This is a genomic window from Mesorhizobium sp. RCAM 05099, from assembly GCF_059683685.1.
Map to the genome: position 1 here is coordinate 922639 of NZ_CM185035.1, position 16060 is coordinate 938698.

Below are 16060 nucleotides of genomic sequence, written 5' to 3' on the forward strand. Positions count from 1 at the left end.
CTTTGCGGCTGCTCCGCCCGTGGATGACGAAGTTGAGGGCGCTTCGGCTACTCCCCAATGTCTATGATGATCCCGAAACGTAGGATCGCGACCTAATCAGACCGCCGGCGGGTTGAGCCTCGCGAAACCTTCCTGGCGGCGGTAGGGGAAATACGGGTAGGGCGCGGTGACTTCGCTCGCCGCGTCGAGTTTCTTGATCTGTTGCGGCGTCAACGTCCAGCCGACGGCGCCGAGGTTCTGGCGTAGCTGCTCCTCGTTGCGGGCACCAATGATGACCGAGGAGACGGTCGGGCGCCGCAGGAGCCAGTTGATGGCGATCTGCGGCACGCTCTTGCTGGTTTCCTCGGCCACCGCGTCAAGGGCATCCATGACGCGGTAGAGATGCTCGTCCTCGACCGGCGGCCCGAAGCTTGCCGTGTCGTGCAGCCGGCTCTTGTCCGGCAAAGCCTGGCCGCGGCGGACCTTGCCGGTCAGGCGGCCCCAGCCGAGCGGGCTCCAGACCAGGGCGCCGACGCCCTGGTCGAGGCCAAGCGGCATCAGCTCCCACTCATAGTCGCGACCGACCAGCGAATAGTAGACCTGATGCGCGACATAGCGCGGGTAGCCGTGCCTGTCGGCCAGCCCAAGCGACTTCATCACTTGCCAGCCGGAAAAGTTGGAGACGCCGACATAGCGCAGCTTGCCGGCGCGCACGAGCTCGTCCAGCGTCGACAGCACCTCCTCGATCGGCGTGCCGGCGTCGAAGGCATGCAGCTGCAGCAAGTCGATGTAGTCGGTGCCAAGACGCTTCAGGGCGTCTTCGATCGATCTGATCAGCCGCGAACGCGACGAGCCGTAGTCGGCCGGCCCGTCGCCCATCGGCAGAGAGGTCTTGGTCGAGATCAGCACGGCATCGCGGCGGCCCTTGATGGCTTCGCCGAGCACTTGTTCCGAAGCGCCGTTCGAATAAACGTCGGCGGTGTCGAACAGGTTGACGCCGGCTTCGAGGCAGATGTCGATCAGCCGCCGCGCCTCCGTGGCGTCGCTGTTGCCCCAGGCGCCGAACAGCGGCCCGGAGCCGCCAAAAGTTCCCGCGCCGAATGACAGCGCCGGCACTTTCAGGCCCGATGCGCCGAGACGTCGATAGTCCATTTTTCTGCTCCTGCTGGTGTGGAAGGAAGGGATGTTGAAAAGCGGTCTGGCTTTGCCGGCTGAATGTCACGACCGGACGGAAGCAGGCGTGCCGAGCGTGGCAGGGCGATCGAGATGCAGCGCCAGCAACGCCACGGCGAGCGCCGTGAGCGGCAGCAGGGCGGCGACCCAGGGGAGCGCGCCAAGGCCGAGGCCATGGGCGATGACCGCGCCACCAAGCCAGGCGCCGGCGGCATTGCCGAGATTGAAGGCAGCGATATTGAAGGATGAGGCGAGGCTCTGGCCGGCACCTTGCGCCTTTTCCAGCACCCACATCTGCAGTGGCGCCACGGTGGCGAAGGCGGCGGCGCCCAGCAGACCGACATAGATGACGGCCATGACCCGACTGTGGATGGCGAAGCTCATGGTTGCCAGCACCAACGCCAGCACCACGAGACTGCCGAGCACGGCCGGCACCAGCCAGCGATCGGCGACCTTGCCGCCGGCGAGATTGCCAGCGATGAGACCGCCGCCGAAGACGAGCAGGATCGGCGACACGGCCGCTTCCTGGAAGCCGCTGATCTCGGTCAGCAACGGGGCGATGTAGGTGAAGACGGCGAAGACGCCGGCGTAGCCGAGCACGGTGGTGGCGAGGCCGAGCAGGACGGGCGTGCGGCGCAGCACGGCGAGATCGGCGCGCAGGTCGCTCTTTTCAGGAGCCGTCCGGCTGCGTGGCACCAGAGCCAGGATAACGGCGAAGGCCGCCAGGCCGACCACGGTGACCGCCCAGAAGGTCGCCCGCCAGCCGAAAGCCTGGCCGAGCCAGGTGCCGAAGGGAACGCCGAGGATGTTGGCAATGGTCAGGCCGGTGAACATCAGGGCGATCGCCGAGGCCTTCTTGTTGGGCGCCACCAGTCCGGTGGCGACGACGGAGCCGACGCCGAAGAAGGTGCCGTGGGCAAAGGCGGTGATGACGCGCGCGCCCATCAGCGTCCAGTAGTCGGGGGCCAGTGCACAGGCGAGATTGCCAAGCGTGAAGATCGCCATCAGCGCCAGAAGCACGGTCTTGCGTGGCCAGTTGCCGGTGGCGATGGTCAACAAGGGCGCGCCGATGACGACGCCGAGCGCATATCCCGAAATGAGCTGGCCGGCGGCCGAGATCGAGACGCCGAGATCCTTGCTGACATCAAGCAGCAGACCCATGATGACGAATTCGGTGACACCGATGCCGAAGGCACCGGCGGCGAGGGCGTAGAGAGCTAGAGGCATGGCGGTTTCCACTTCGACGACGAAGAGCGCCTTGTCCCAACCCGCGCCCCGACCCGAAAGATCGTGTCCCCATGCACTGTGAACCAGACTTGCGTTGGGCACATTTTCTGTGAAATAGATTCACAGATGGCGAGATCCGACATCAACCGCTCCGGCGAGATCGAAGTCTTCGTGCGCGTCGTCGAGGCGGGCAGCTTTTCCGCCGCGGCGCGCGAGTTGCGCATGACGCCGTCGGCGGTCAGCAAGCTGATTGCGCGGCTGGAGGCCAGGCTTGGCGCACGGCTGGTCAGCCGCTCGACACGTCGCCTGCAGATGACGCCGGAAGGCACCGCGTTCTATGAAAGTGGCCTGCGCATCCTGGCCGACATGGCGGCAGCCGAGCGCGAGGCGGCGGCGGGTGCGGCGCCGCGCGGGCGGCTGCGCGTCAACACCTACGTGCCATTCGGCGTGCACCGGTTGATCCCGCTGCTGCCGCGCTTCCTCGAACGCTACAGGGAAATCTCGGTCGATCTGGTGCTGACCGACAGTGTCATCGACCTGATGGCCGAACGCGCCGATGTCGCCATTCGTGCCGGGCCGCTTGGCGAATCACGGCTGGTGGCGCGCAAGCTTGGGCAAAGCCCGGTGGTGGTCGTTGCCGCGCCCTCATACCTCGAGGCGCATGGCACGCCGCGGACACTTGCCGAACTGGAGCGCCATAACCGCATGGGCTTCGGCTTTGTCCGCCATATTGACGGTTGGCCGTTTGTCGATGCGGCTGGCGCCGCGGTCATCATCCCCATCACGGGCAATGCGCTTGTCGGCGATGGCGAAGCTATGCGGCTGATGACGTTGGCCGGGGCCGGCATCTCCAGGCTGGCGCGCTGGCATGTGGCGGCCGACATCGCCACCGGACGGCTGGTGCCGCTGCTGGAGGCGTTCAACCCGGGCGACGAAGAGGTTACCCACGCCGTCTATGTCGGCCAGGGCCGTCACCTGCCGGCGCGGGTACGCGCCTTTCTCGATTTTCTTGGCGAGAACGTGCGGCTGACCTGACCATCCCGGGAGCCGACGGGCTCCCGGGATGTCATCATTGGCGGGGCGCTATGCCTTCGGCGTGAACGGCGCCGGGCGCCGGCCCGCTGCCTGGCGCTCCAACATCCAGCCGGGATATTCGGCTGGCAAGGCGCTGACCGCATCGAGCTTGGCGAGATCGTCCGTGCCGAGTTTCAATTCAGTCGCGGCAAGGTTCTGTTCGAGCTGCTCCATGCGGCTGGCGCCGATGATGACGCTCATCACGAAAGGCTTGGCCAGGACATAGCCGAGCGCCACCGTGGCGACACTGACGCCATGCTTGGCGGCGATCTCGCGCATGACGGCGACGGCCGCCCGGGCACGGTCCTCGTTGACCGGCGGGAAGTTGAAGCTGGCGCGACGGCCCTCGCCATTACCGGGCGCGCCGGGACCGTATTTGCCCGACAGCAAACCGCCGGCCATCGGCGACCACACCATCAGGCCGAGCTTTTCCTCGTTGAGCAGCGGCACGATCTCGCGTTCGAGGTCACGGCCGGCGATCGAATAATAGGACTGGACGGTCTCGAAGCGGGCGAACCCCTTGCGGTCGGCGATGCCGAGCGCCTTGGCGATGCGCCATGCCGCCCAGTTGGAGACGCCAACATAGCGGACCTTGCCACTGGCAACCAGGTCGTCCAGCGCCCGCAGCGTCTCGTCGATCGGCGTCACCGTGTCAGTGCCATGCAGCTGATAGAGATCGATATGGTCGAGCTGCAGCCGTTCAAGGCTGGCGTCGACCGAATCCATGATGTGGCCGCGCGAGGAGCCGCGCTGATTAGGGCCTTCGCCCATGGCGCCATGGACCTTGGTGGCGATGACCACATTCCGTCTGTCGACACCGAGATCCCTGAGCGACTGGCCGAGCAGCCGTTCGGACTCGCCGAAGGAGTAGACATCTGCGGTATCGAAGAAATTGACACCTGCGGCGAGCGAGCGGGCGACGATTTCGTTGACGCCCTTCTGGTCGAGGCTGGCGATCAGGCCCCATTGGGCATTTTCGCCGGCGGCGCCGAAGGTCATGGTGCCGAGGCAGAGTTCGGAGACGAACATCCCCGTGTTTCCAAGCTGGTTGTAACGCATGGCAGAGCTCCAGGAGAATTTTAGATGGCACAAAACAAATAGGAACGGTACGTTTCGTTTCAACCGTTGGCGCAATGATGCCTCGGGATTGGCCCAAAGATGCTGGCATGGGTCAAGGTGAGACGCAGGCGGGATAGGTTAGTCGTCCCAGGGGTTGAGCACAGTCACGCCTGTATCATCGAAATCGGTGACGTTGCGCGTCACAAGAATGAGATCATGGACAAGCGCGGTGGCCGCGATGAGCGTGTCCGCACTGCCACGGGTTCGCCCAGCCGAGATACGTCCCCACGCCAACGCCACCTCTTCCGTCACAGCGAGAATGCGGTCGGCATTGTCGCGACGAAGTTCCCGCAGCCAAAGATCGAGACGCGTGGCCCGTTCGGCATCGACCTTGCGCTGCTTGACGATCCCACGTTCGATCTCGCCAATGGTGATGACGCTGAGATTGAGGGAGTCCGGATCAATAGAAGCCAGCCATGCCGTCGGCTTGGGCAGCCGCCTCTGCACATCCGAAACGATGTTCGTGTGGAGCAAATACATCAGAGATCGACATCCCGGATCATCGTCTCCGGGCGACGGCTGACCTCCTCGGCGAAATCATCGTCCCAGACAGGACCGGTCAGAAGATATGCGGCCAGCGACTTCTTCTTTCCCGACAGACGGTCATAGTCTTCAACAGAGAGCACCACCGCGGCGCGTTCGCCACGCAGGGTCACCGTCTGCGGTCCCTCGCTGCGCGCGCGCTGAACCACCTTCGAAAAATTTGTTTTTTGCGTCCTGAAGATGCCAGTTCATAAGAATGCTTCCTAGCTAGCTTGGCTAGATATAGCATCGAAGCGGTGAGGCAGCAAGGAATGTGGCTCTGGAACTGCTGCCTAAACAGACTTGCCGGGACTACCGGCTGCCAAAAATCGCCGAACCGACCCTGACACTGGTGGCGCCAAAGGCGATCGCCGTCTCGTAGTCGCCAGACATGCCCATCGACAGTTTCGCGACGCCGGCTTCCTTGCCGAGCTTCTCGAGCAAGGCGAAGTGGGGGCCGGGGTTTTCATCGGCCGGCGGGATGCACATCAGGCCCTCGATGGCGAGGCCATGGATATCGCGGCAGCGGGCGACGAAGGCGACGGCGTCGCGTGGCTCGATGCCGGCCTTCTGCGGCTCGGAGCCTGTGTTGACCTGGACGTAGAGTTCTGGCGCCCGGCCTTGCCGGGCGATCTCCTTGGCGAGTTCGGCGGCGATCTTCTCGCGATCGACCGTCTCGATGACGTCGAACAGCGCCACTGCTTCCTTGGCTTTGTTGGACTGCAGCGGGCCGATCAGGTGCAATTCGATATCCGGGAATGCCTCCTTCAGCGCCGGCCATTTGCCTTGTGCTTCCTGCACGCGGTTTTCGCCGAAGACGCGTTGGCCGGCCTCGATGACGGGCTGGATGTCGGCTGCATCGAAGGTCTTGGAGACCGCGACCAGCGTCACCGCGCCGGCTTCGCGACCAGCCTCGTGCTCGGCGGCGGCGATCTTCGTCTTGACCGCGAAAAACTGCTGAACGGCGTCGCCCATATGCAAATCCCGCTGTTTTGACCCGCGTTTTTACCCGACGCGATGCCCATATGGTTGACGGGTTTGCCAAACCATGGTGAACACCCGGACCACATTCCCTGAACCGCCGAGCTGTCGCCCGCGGTCCGCGCCTGCTTTTAAGTGAAAAACATCCAATGGCAACCGAACGATACAATCCGCGCGCGTCAGAGCCCAAATGGCAGAAGGCCTGGGACGCCAAAAAGCTGTTCGAGGCGAACAACGACGACCCGCGTCCGAAATACTATGTGCTGGAGATGTTCCCCTATCCGTCCGGGCGCATCCATATCGGCCACACCCGCAACTACACGATGGGCGACGTGGTGGCGCGCTACAAGCGGGCCAAGGGTTTCAACGTGCTGCACCCGATGGGATGGGACGCTTTCGGCATGCCGGCCGAGAACGCGGCGATGCAGAACAAGGTCCATCCCAAGGAATGGACCTACCAGAACATCGCCACCATGCGCGAGCAGCTCAAGGTCATGGGCCTGTCGCTGGATTGGGCGCGCGAATTCGCCACCTGCGACGTCGACTACTACCACCGCCAGCAGATGCTGTTCCTCGATTTCGTCGAAAAGGGGCTGGTGACGCGCAAATCCTCCAAGGTCAACTGGGACCCGGAGGACATGACCGTGCTCGCCAACGAGCAGGTCATCGACGGTCGTGGCTGGCGCTCGGGCGCGCTGGTCGAACAGCGCGAACTGACGCAGTGGTTCTTCAAGATCACCGACTTTGCGCAGGACCTGCTGGACTCGCTCGACGGTCTCGACGAGTGGCCGGAAAAAGTGAAGCTGATGCAGCAGAACTGGATCGGCCGTTCGGAAGGCCTGCTGATCCGCTGGCCGCTGGCCGCCCCGATCGCCGGCGAGCATGAGCTGGAAGTCTACACGACGCGGCCCGACACCATTTTCGGTGCCTCCTTCATGGCTGTCGCCGCCGATCATCCGCTGGCCAAGAAGGCGGCCGAGGACAATCCGGCGCTGGCCAAGTTCATCGACGAAGTCCGCCACATGGGCACTTCGGTGGCGGCGCTGGAGACGGCCGAGAAGAAGGGTTTCGATACCGGCATCCGCGTCGTCCATCCGTTCGACGACCGCTGGACGCTGCCGGTCTATGTCGCCAATTTCGTGCTGATGGAATACGGCACCGGCGCCATCTTCGGCTGCCCGTCGGGCGACCAGCGCGACCTCGACTTCGCCAACAAATACGGCCTGCCGGTGATCCCGGTGGTGATGCCGGAGGGTGCCGATGCGAAGACCTTCCAGATTACCGAGGAAGCCTATGTCGACGACGGCGTGATGATCAATTCACGCTTCCTCGACGGCATGAAGCCGGAGAAGGCGTTCAACGAGGTCGCGAAGCTCTTGGAGCAGAAGACCATCGGCAACCGGCCGATGGCCGAGCGCAAGGTGAATTTCCGCCTGCGCGACTGGGGCATTTCGCGCCAGCGCTACTGGGGCTGCCCGATCCCGATGATCCATTGCGAGGGTTGCGGCGTGGTGCCGGTGCCGAAGGCCGATCTGCCGGTCAGGCTGCCCGACGATGTCGAGTTCGACCGGCCCGGCAATCCGCTCGACCGCCATCCGACCTGGCGGCACGTCAAATGCCCGCAATGCGGCAAGGATGCGCGGCGCGAAACCGACACGATGGACACGTTCGTCGATTCGTCATGGTACTTTGCCCGCTTCACGGCACCCTGGGCGCATGAGCCGACCGATCCCAAGGCGGCGAATGAGTGGCTGCCGGTCGACCAGTATATTGGCGGCATCGAGCATGCGATCCTTCACCTGCTCTATTCGCGCTTCTTCACCCGCGCCATGCGCGAAACAGGCCATGTCGATCTGGCCGAGCCGTTCAAGGGCCTGTTCACGCAAGGCATGGTGGTGCACGAAACCTATCGCGTCGGCTCGGCATCGAATGGCCGCTGGCTGGCGCCCACCGAGGTGCGGCTGGAGGGCGTCGACGGCGAACGCCGCGCCTTCGACATCGCCACCGGCGAGGCCGTCACCATCGGCCCGCTCGAGAAGATGTCGAAGTCGAAGAAGAACACGGTGAGCCCGGAAGACATCACCGACGGCTACGGCGCCGATACCGCCCGCTGGTTCATGCTGTCGGATTCGCCACCCGAGCGCGATGTCGAGTGGACCGACGATGGCGCCGCCGGCGCGCATCGCTTCATCCAGCGCATCTGGCGCCTGGTGTCGATGGCGGCCGAAACGCTGGCAGGCATCAAGCCCGGGGCGGCTGGTGCCGGCGAGGCCGGAGTGGTCTCGAAGGCCGCGCACAAGATCCTGAAGGCGGTTGGCGAGGATATCGAAAAACTCGCCTTCAACCGCGCCATCGCCCGCATCTACGAACTGGCCAATGCGCTGACCACACCGCTCAACGAAGTGGCGGAAGGCAAGGCCGATCCGGCGCTGCGGGGCGCCTGCCGCGAGGCCGTCGAGATCCTCGTGCATCTCATCGCGCCGGTCATGCCGCACCTGGCCGAGGAGTGCTGGGAAACGCTTGGTGGCACCGATCTGGTCGCCGAACGGCCATGGCCGGTCTTCGATCCGGCGCTGGTCGTCGACAACGAAGTCACCTATCCGATCCAGGTCAACGGCAAGAAGCGGGGGGATTTGACAATTGCCCGCGACGCGGACCAAGGTGCGGTCGAAAAAGCGGTATTGGCTCTCGACTTCGTGCAGAAAGCGCTCGAAGGTAAGGCACCGCGCAAGGTGATCATCGTGCCGCAGAGGATCGTCAATGTCGTTGCCTGATCCGGAGAAGACAGACGTGAGCCGCGTGCTGCGCCAGATCGCGCTTGCCGGCCTGATCGGCTCGCTTGCGCTGGTCTCGGCCTGCACGGTGCACCCGCTCTATTCGAACGCGCCGCTGTCTGCCGGCTCGAACACCAGCGCCAATGCCGAGTTGGCGTCGATCGGCATCAAGCCAGTCAGGACGCGGTACGCCCAGCAGGTGCGCAACAATTTGATCTTCGGATTTGGACGCGGCGCCGGCGAACCAGCCTCGCCCGCGTATTCGCTTGATCTCAGTGTGACCGAAGCCGTCGAATCCTCGGCACTTGTGCAAGTTGGAACCGATCAGGACGAGCCGACCGCCGGTTCCGTGACGCTGACCGCCAGCTACTTGCTGCACGATGCGAGTACCGGGGCGGCGATCGCATCCGGCAAGCGCTCGATCACTTCGTCCTTCGACAGGCCGCGTCAGGAATTCGCCTCGTACCGGGCGCAGATCGACGCCGAGAATCGCGCCGCGCGCGAACTGGCCGAAGCGCTGCAGCTATCCATCGCCCAGGACCTGGTCAGGCACGGCAAGACAGCCGGCTAGCGCCCTCTTCGTTTCACGGAAACGCAATCTCGATCTTGGTGCTCGGGTCGCTTTGCGATGGCCAAGAGCCAGATCTTCGGCTCTTCTTCTGGCCCTACGCTTGTGGATGAGTGGTTGATCGTGGGTGACGATCAGCGGCCCGAATCCGATCGTCCGCCATCGCTGCGAAAGATGCGGCTCGGTCGCTCCGGCGGAGCCGACGGGAAGCAACTGTTAACCACTCGCTCCCTATTGCTCGGAGGATGTTTCGGAGTGAGTCTTGAGAATGGAATCCAAGCGTTTTCCTCGGGTCAATTCATCGAATACAGCTTCGCCCGATGATCCCGAGGGTGAGCGGTTCAACGGCATGAGCGACAAGGTGGATGGCCGGCAGGCTGGCGCAGCCAGGGCCGGCCATTCCCCGCGGTTTGTTGATCTCTGCGGCAACGAAAGCCCTGCCTGGCAAGACTATTTCTTCCTGGCGCCGAATGTGCGGTTCACGCGCACGCCAGACTACGAAGCCAACACGCGCCGTCCGCAGATCGACCAGATTGCCGTCGAGCAAAGCGAAGCACAGGCGCCGCCGGCGCGGCAGGGAAGCGCACAATCCACCGAGGCTGCGGCATCCCACGCAGCCTCGCCATTGTCGGTGCCGATGAAAAGCCCCGCTTTGGACGCGGCCCGGCCGCCTGCCGGCAACAGGGCCATGATGCGTGAAAGACCGCCGGCGCCGGCCACGGGATCCGTTCCGCCAGAGCCTGCCGGCGAAAAGGCGCGGGCTGCGCCGGTGGGTCCGAGGATGGCCACGACGGCACGCGCACCAGCACCCGCGGCGTCTGCCCAGAGAACGGCGGCGGCGGTCAAGACAGCCGGTCGCGAAAATGTGCGTTGGCCCTATCTGTCGGATCACGTCTTTTTCGAGGTCATGGCGCCTTACATGATCGAAGGTCCGTCACCAGCGCCGCGCGCCGTCCCGGTTCGGCGCACAGCCGCGCCGGTTGCCGAACAGGTCGACGTTCGTGCCACGCCAAAGGCCGATCTCACCTCGTCGTTCCGCGTCATTGAATGCCTGCCAGGCTCGCAAGCGCCGTCAGCCTTGCCGGACGTCCGCCCGGCCAATTCGAACGAAGCCTCGGTGCAGCCGGCGGTCGCAATTCCTGCCGTTGCGAGCAACGCCATTTCGGTACGAGTCATGCCGGCTCCGGAAGAGACCGTGCCGGTTCCGGTCGTGCGCGTATCTTCGCCACTGCCCATGGCCGGCAGAATTGTGTCAACGACGACTGGCGGCCCCTATGAGCTTCCCTCGGAAGAGCTGTTGCAGCAGCCGCCGGAGGGACAAGGCTTCTACATGTCGCAGGAGCGGCTGGAGCAGAACGCCGATCTGCTGGAAAGCGTGCTCGAGGATTTCGGCGTGCGCGGCGAGATCATTCATGTTCGCCCGGGCCCGGTCGTCACGCTCTACGAGTTCGAACCGGCGCCAGGTGTCAAATCCTCCCGTGTCATCGGGCTCGCCGATGATATCGCCCGCTCCATGTCGGCGATTTCGGCGCGCGTTGCCGTCGTGCCTGGCCGCAACGTCATCGGCATCGAACTTCCGAACGAAACGCGCGAAACCGTCTATTTCCGCGAGCTGATCGAATCGGAGGGTTTTCGCAAGACCAGCTGCAAGCTGGCGCTTTGTCTCGGCAAGACGATCGGTGGTGAGCCGGTCATCGCCGAGCTGGCGAAGATGCCCCATCTGCTCGTCGCCGGCACCACCGGTTCCGGCAAGTCGGTTGCCATCAACACCATGATCCTGTCCTTGCTTTACCGGCTGAAGCCGGAAGAGTGCCGGCTGATCATGGTCGATCCAAAGATGCTCGAACTCTCGGTCTATGACGGCATCCCGCATCTTCTGACCCCCGTCGTCACGGATCCCAAAAAAGCCGTCACCGCGCTCAAATGGGCGGTGCGCGAGATGGAGGATCGCTATCGCAAGATGGCGCGGCTCGGCGTGCGCAACATCGACGGCTACAATGAGCGCGCCGCCGCCGCCCGCGACAAGGGCGAGACGGTTGTCATGACCGTGCAGGCCGGCTTCGAAAAGGGCACTGGCGAACCGCTTTTCGAGCAGCAGGAAATCGACCTTGCGCCGATGCCGTACATCGTCGTCATCGTCGATGAGATGGCCGATCTGATGATGGTTGCCGGCAAGGAGATCGAAGGCGCCATCCAGCGCCTGGCGCAGATGGCGCGCGCCGCCGGCATCCACCTGATCATGGCAACGCAACGCCCCTCGGTCGATGTCATCACGGGCACGATCAAGGCGAACTTCCCGACCCGGATTTCCTTCCAGGTGACATCCAAGATCGACAGCCGCACCATCCTGGGCGAGCAGGGCGCCGAACAGCTGCTCGGCCAGGGCGACATGTTGCACATGATGGGCGGGGGGCGCATTTCCCGCGTGCATGGACCCTTTGTTTCCGACGCGGAGGTCGAGCATGTCGTGGCGCATCTGAAGGCGCAGGGCCGGCCTGAATATCTGGAAACCGTGACAGCCGACGAGGATGAGGAAGAAACCGAGGACGACCAGGGCGCCGTCTTCGACAAGGGATCCGTTGCAGCCGAAGACAGCGATGCCATCTACGATGAGGCGGTCAAGGTGGTGGTGCGCGACAAGAAGTGTTCGACGTCCTACATCCAGCGCCGCCTGGGCATCGGTTACAACCGCGCCGCGTCCCTGGTCGAGCGCATGGAAAAGGAAGGGTTGGTCGGCGCACCCAACCATGTCGGCAAACGCGAGATCATCATGGGCCGGCGCCAGCAGGTGAGCGCTCCTGACGATGACGGCACCGATTGAGCGGCAGCGCCTCTGGCGATGCGGGACCTGGAAGCGCATATGAAAAAAGGCCGGTTTCCCGGCCTTTTTGTCAAAGCGGCGACTGGCTTCAGCCGATCTTCTGGCCGGTCTTCGCCCAATCGGCCAGGAACTGCTCCAGGCCCTTGTCGGTCAGCGGATGCTTGACCAGCGCCTTCAGCGTTGCCGGCGGGGCCGTGACAACATCGGCGCCGATCAGTGCGGCCTGCTTGACATGGTTCACGGTGCGAACCGAAGCAACGAGGATCTCGGTCTGGAAGTCGTAATTGTCGTAGATCTGCCGGATCTCCTGGATCAGCTCCATGCCATCCGAGCCGGTGTCGTCAACGCGGCCGACGAAGGGCGAGATGAAGGAGGCGCCGGCCTTGGCGGCGAGCAGCGCCTGGTTGGCCGAGAAGCAGAGCGTGACGTTGACCATGCGGTTCATCTGGGTGCGGATCGTCTTGCAGGCCTTCAGTCCGTCGAGCGTCAGCGGCACCTTGATGCAGACATTGGGCGCGATCTTGGCCAGCACCTCGGCCTCCGCCATCATGTCCTTGTACTCGGTCGCCACGACTTCCGCCGAGACCGGACCTTCGACGATATCGCAGATCTGCTTGGTGACGTCGGCGATCTTGCCGCCCGATTTGAGGATCAGCGACGGGTTGGTGGTGACACCGTCGAGCAGTCCCAGATCGTTCAGCTCACGGATATCCTTGATGTCGGCGGTGTCGACAAAAAATTTCATGGCGGTCTCCTGACGATTTCGTCGTGCCGACAAGGGCACGTTCAGCGTTGCGCTTTGATCTAGACCAAAGTCGGGGCAAGGTCACGCCTCATGATCGAAGATTCGCCCTTTGTCGCGGCCGCACCGGTGCTGGTGCCGATGCCCGCCGAACGCCCCTACACCTACGCCGTGCCTGCAGGCATGCGTGTGGTGCCGGGTTCGATCGTGCGCGTGCCGCTCGGCCCGCGCCAGGTCGCCGGCATCGTCTGGGATGGCGCCGTCGAGAATATCGACGCAAGAAAGCTGCGCCCCATCGAGCAGGTCTTCGATTGCCCGCCGATCGACCGCGCGATGCGCCGTTTCGTCGACTGGGTGGCGCAATACACGCTGTCGCCGCCGGGCATGGTGGCGCGCATGCTGCTCAGGGCGCCGGAGGCCTTCGATCCCGAACCGTGGATCGAGGGGCTGCAACGCACCCCCATCGCACCCGATCGGATGACGGGGGCGAGAGAGCGCGTGCTGGAGACAGCCGAAGGCGGTCTTGCCTGGACGCGGTCGGGTCTCGCCCATGCGGCTGGCGTATCGTCGACGGTGATCGACGGCCTGAAGGCGCAAGGCGTGTTCGAGACGGTGATGATCCCGCCGCGACCGGTGGTGGCGGCACCCGATTCCGGCTATGCCGTGCCGGAATTGATGCCGGACCAGAGCGACGCGGCGCTGATGCTGCGCGCCAATGTCGCAGCCGGCGTGTTCAATGTCGCGCTGCTCGACGGCGTCACCGGCTCGGGCAAGACCGAGGTCTATTTCGAGGCGGTGGCGGCCGCGCTCGACCAGGGCAAGCAGGTGCTGATCCTGCTGCCGGAGATCGCGCTGACGCATGCCTTTCTCGAACGCTTCCAGCAACGCTTTGGCGCCAAGCCGGGCGAATGGCATTCCGACCTGCCGCCGAGGATGCGGGAACGGGTGTGGCGGCAAGTGGCGGAGGGCGGCGTGCGTGTCGTCGCCGGCGCGCGTTCGGCGCTGTTCCTGCCGTTCAAGGAGCTTGGCCTGATCGTCGTCGACGAGGAACACGACCCTGCCTACAAGCAGGAAGACCGCGTCTTCTACAATGCGCGCGACATGGCGGTGGTGCGTGGCCATATCGGCAGCTTTCCGGTCGTGCTGGCGTCGGCGACGCCATCGGTCGAAAGCCGCGTCAATGCCCAGCAGGGTCGATACAGCAGGGCCGTGCTCGCCGCCCGCTTCGCCGAGGCGGCGCTGCCGCACCTCAAGGCGATCGACATGCGGCGCGCGCCGCCCGCGCGCGGCGGCTTCCTGTCTCCAGTGCTGCTCGACCATATGCGCCAGACGCTGGCGAGGAAGGAGCAGTCGCTGCTGTTCCTCAACCGGCGCGGCTATGCGCCGCTGACGCTGTGCCGGGTCTGCGGCCATCGCTTCGGCTGTCCGGTCTGCTCGGCCTGGCTGGTCGAGCATCGCTTCCGCGGCCAGCTGGTCTGCCATCATTGCGGGCACAATGAACGCCGCCCCGAGGCCTGCCCGGAATGCGGCACGCTCGATCATCTGGTGGCTTGTGGGCCGGGCGTCGAGCGCATCGCCGAAGAGGTCGTCGCGCATTTCCCCGACGCGCGCACCATCGTCTTGTCGTCCGACCTGATGGGCGGCGTGCGGCGGCTGCGGCTGGAGCTGGAGGCGATCGCCAATGGCGAGGCCGACATCGTCATCGGTACACAACTCGTCGCCAAGGGCCACAACTTCCCCAACATGACCCTGGTCGGCGTCGTCGATGCCGATCTCGGCCTGGCCAATGGCGATCCGCGTGCCGCCGAGCGCACCTTCCAGCTGCTCAGCCAGGTGACCGGCCGCGCCGGCCGCACCGGCAAGAAGAGCCTTGGCCTGCTGCAGACCTTCCAGCCCGATCATCCGGTGATGCGGGCGATCGTCTCCGGCGATGCCGAGGCGTTTTACGAACGCGAGATCGCCGAGCGCGAGCGGGCGGCACTGCCGCCCTTCGGCCGGCTCGCCGGCGTCATCGTCAGCGCGGTGACGCGAGCGGAAGCCGAGGGCCACGCACGCGGCCTGCGCCGCGCCGCGCCCGAGGCAACGGATCTGTTCGTGCTTGGGCCGGCGGAGGCGCCGCTGTCCTTGCTCGGCGGCCGTCACCGCTTCCGGCTGCTGATCCAGGGCGAAAAGCGCGCCGACATGCAAGGCTTCATCCGCGCCATGCTGGCCAACGGGCCGAAGCAGCGCGGCTCGGTCCGGGTGCAGGTCGACATCGACCCGCAGAGCTTCTTGTAGGGTCGCGATATCAGCGATAGGCCGCAAGCCGGCGAGAGATGGAAGATCACATGAAAACCCTTGGCCTTCTGGGCGGCATGAGCTGGGAATCGACCGCCATCTACTACCGCCTGCTCAACGAGATGGTGCGCGAGCGCCTGGGCGGCTTGCATTCGGCGAAGCTGCTGTTGTGGTCGTTCGACTTCGCCGAGATCGCCGAGCGGCAGCATCATGGCGACTGGGACGGCGCCGTCGTGCTTCTCGTCGAAGCGGCGCGCAAGCTCGAGGCGGGCGGCGCGGAAGGCCTGCTTTTGTGCACCAACACCATGCACAGGCTGGCCGATCAGGTGCAGGCGTCCGTATCCATCCCGCTGATCCACATCGCCGACGCCACCGCGGTGGCGGTCAAGCGCGCCGGCATGCAGCGCCCGGCGCTGCTGGCGACGCGCTTCACCATGGAGCAGGATTTCTACAAGGGCCGCCTCGCCGACAAGCACGGCCTGCGGCCCGTCGTGCCCGATGCGGCCGGGCGCGACATGGTGCATCGCGTCATCTACGAGGAACTGTGCCAGGGCGTCGTCGCCGAAGCCTCGAAGGCGGCCTATATTGCCGAGACCGAACGCTTGCGGCGCGACGAGGCGGCCGACAGCGTCATCATGGGCTGCACCGAGATCACCATGCTCATCGGCCAGCAGGACTTCGACATCCCGGTCTTCGACACGACGCGCATCCATGTCGAAGCGGCGGTCGAGTTCGCGCTGGGCTGACCGGCCTCCGCTCGAAAATCGCCCATGCCTATCTGGCGCATGTCTGCGCCTTGGCTA

12 protein-coding genes and 1 pseudogene are annotated in these 16060 nt (G+C 64.7%); 6 read left to right on the plus strand and 7 right to left on the minus strand.

All coding sequences use genetic code 11. From position 1 onward, the window contains the following. Nucleotides 1–96: 96 nt before the first annotated feature. Both AC56QQ_RS04520 and AC56QQ_RS04525 read right to left on the minus strand, forming a co-directional pair. The gene (locus AC56QQ_RS04520) at nt 97–1131 is read right to left on the minus strand and encodes an aldo/keto reductase (RefSeq protein WP_497125726.1); all 1035 of its coding nucleotides are present in this window, start codon (nt 1129–1131) and stop codon (nt 97–99) included. 66 nt (nt 1132–1197) lie between these two features. Beyond that, nucleotides 1198–2379, minus strand: coding sequence for an MFS transporter (locus AC56QQ_RS04525; RefSeq protein WP_497125727.1), 1182 nt, complete (start codon nt 2377–2379; stop codon nt 1198–1200). A gap of 126 nt (nt 2380–2505) precedes the next feature. On the opposite strand from AC56QQ_RS04525, the gene AC56QQ_RS04530 reads away from it, so the two are divergent. After that, entirely contained in the window at nt 2506–3414 is a 909-nt protein-coding gene (locus AC56QQ_RS04530; RefSeq protein ID WP_489858354.1) for a LysR family transcriptional regulator, read from the plus strand. 48 nt (nt 3415–3462) lie between these two features. On the opposite strand, the gene AC56QQ_RS04535 is transcribed toward AC56QQ_RS04530, so the two are convergent. From AC56QQ_RS04535 to AC56QQ_RS04550, 4 genes and pseudogenes are all read right to left on the minus strand, one after another. After that, a complete protein-coding gene (locus tag AC56QQ_RS04535) occupies nt 3463–4512 on the minus strand; it encodes an aldo/keto reductase (protein WP_497125728.1) in 1050 nt (349 codons plus the stop codon). A 138-nt stretch (nt 4513–4650) separates the two neighbouring features. Next, on the minus strand, nt 4651–5052 hold the full coding sequence (locus AC56QQ_RS04540; RefSeq protein ID WP_497125729.1) for a type II toxin-antitoxin system VapC family toxin: 402 nt from the start codon (nt 5050–5052) through the stop codon (nt 4651–4653). After that, nucleotides 5052–5307, minus strand: a pseudogene (locus tag AC56QQ_RS04545) (type II toxin-antitoxin system Phd/YefM family antitoxin). The gene AC56QQ_RS04540 and the pseudogene AC56QQ_RS04545 overlap by 1 nt, the downstream one beginning before the upstream one ends. A gap of 99 nt (nt 5308–5406) precedes the next feature. Beyond that, nucleotides 5407–6069 carry a YggS family pyridoxal phosphate-dependent enzyme gene (locus AC56QQ_RS04550; RefSeq protein WP_497125730.1) on the minus strand — a complete coding sequence of 221 codons (663 nt, stop codon included), beginning with the start codon at nt 6067–6069 and terminating at the stop codon, nt 5407–5409. 155 nt (nt 6070–6224) lie between these two features. Between AC56QQ_RS04550 and leuS the strand changes: the two genes are divergently transcribed. The 3 genes from leuS (at nt 6225) to AC56QQ_RS04565 (ending at nt 12238) form a co-directional block, all read left to right on the plus strand. Further along, nucleotides 6225–8849, plus strand: coding sequence for a leucine--tRNA ligase (gene leuS / locus AC56QQ_RS04555; RefSeq protein ID WP_497125731.1), 2625 nt, complete (start codon nt 6225–6227; stop codon nt 8847–8849). Next, complete coding sequence (locus AC56QQ_RS04560) at nt 8836–9420, plus strand: LPS assembly lipoprotein LptE (protein WP_497125732.1); 585 nt, start codon at nt 8836–8838, stop codon at nt 9418–9420. Before leuS ends, AC56QQ_RS04560 begins: the two co-directional genes overlap by 14 nt. A gap of 265 nt (nt 9421–9685) precedes the next feature. Continuing rightward, nucleotides 9686–12238, plus strand: a complete 2553-nt coding sequence (locus AC56QQ_RS04565) for a DNA translocase FtsK (protein ID WP_497128883.1) — start codon at nt 9686–9688, stop codon at nt 12236–12238. Between the two features lie 88 nt (nt 12239–12326). Here the strand turns inward: AC56QQ_RS04565 and fsa are convergent, their stop codons facing one another. Then, a complete protein-coding gene (gene fsa, locus AC56QQ_RS04570; protein WP_091576156.1) occupies nt 12327–12983 on the minus strand; it encodes a fructose-6-phosphate aldolase in 657 nt (218 codons plus the stop codon). Between the two features lie 90 nt (nt 12984–13073). On the opposite strand from fsa, the gene AC56QQ_RS04575 reads away from it, so the two are divergent. Together AC56QQ_RS04575 and AC56QQ_RS04580 are read left to right on the plus strand one after the other, a co-directional pair. Next, on the plus strand, nt 13074–15257 hold the full coding sequence (locus AC56QQ_RS04575) for a primosomal protein N' (protein WP_497125733.1): 2184 nt from the start codon (nt 13074–13076) through the stop codon (nt 15255–15257). A gap of 50 nt (nt 15258–15307) precedes the next feature. Further along, nucleotides 15308–16003, plus strand: a complete 696-nt coding sequence (locus AC56QQ_RS04580) for an aspartate/glutamate racemase family protein (protein ID WP_497125734.1) — start codon at nt 15308–15310, stop codon at nt 16001–16003. Nucleotides 16004–16060 lie beyond the last annotated feature (57 nt).

Coding starts and splice junctions, on each gene's coding strand:
- AC56QQ_RS04580 (WP_497125734.1), top strand. CDS start 15,308: ATGAAAACCCTTGGCCTTCTGGGCGGCATGAGCTGGGAATCGACCGCC.
- AC56QQ_RS04530 (WP_489858354.1), top strand. CDS start 2,506: ATGGCGAGATCCGACATCAACCGCTCCGGCGAGATCGAAGTCTTCGTG.
- AC56QQ_RS04540 (WP_497125729.1), bottom strand. CDS start 5,052: ATGTATTTGCTCCACACGAACATCGTTTCGGATGTGCAGAGGCGGCTG.
- AC56QQ_RS04550 (WP_497125730.1), bottom strand. CDS start 6,069: ATGGGCGACGCCGTTCAGCAGTTTTTCGCGGTCAAGACGAAGATCGCC.
- fsa (WP_091576156.1), bottom strand. CDS start 12,983: ATGAAATTTTTTGTCGACACCGCCGACATCAAGGATATCCGTGAGCTG.
- AC56QQ_RS04560 (WP_497125732.1), top strand. CDS start 8,836: ATGTCGTTGCCTGATCCGGAGAAGACAGACGTGAGCCGCGTGCTGCGC.
- AC56QQ_RS04525 (WP_497125727.1), bottom strand. CDS start 2,379: ATGCCTCTAGCTCTCTACGCCCTCGCCGCCGGTGCCTTCGGCATCGGT.
- AC56QQ_RS04535 (WP_497125728.1), bottom strand. CDS start 4,512: ATGCGTTACAACCAGCTTGGAAACACGGGGATGTTCGTCTCCGAACTC.
- AC56QQ_RS04565 (WP_497128883.1), top strand. CDS start 9,686: ATGGAATCCAAGCGTTTTCCTCGGGTCAATTCATCGAATACAGCTTCG.
- AC56QQ_RS04575 (WP_497125733.1), top strand. CDS start 13,074: ATGATCGAAGATTCGCCCTTTGTCGCGGCCGCACCGGTGCTGGTGCCG.
- AC56QQ_RS04520 (WP_497125726.1), bottom strand. CDS start 1,131: ATGGACTATCGACGTCTCGGCGCATCGGGCCTGAAAGTGCCGGCGCTG.
- leuS (WP_497125731.1), top strand. CDS start 6,225: ATGGCAACCGAACGATACAATCCGCGCGCGTCAGAGCCCAAATGGCAG.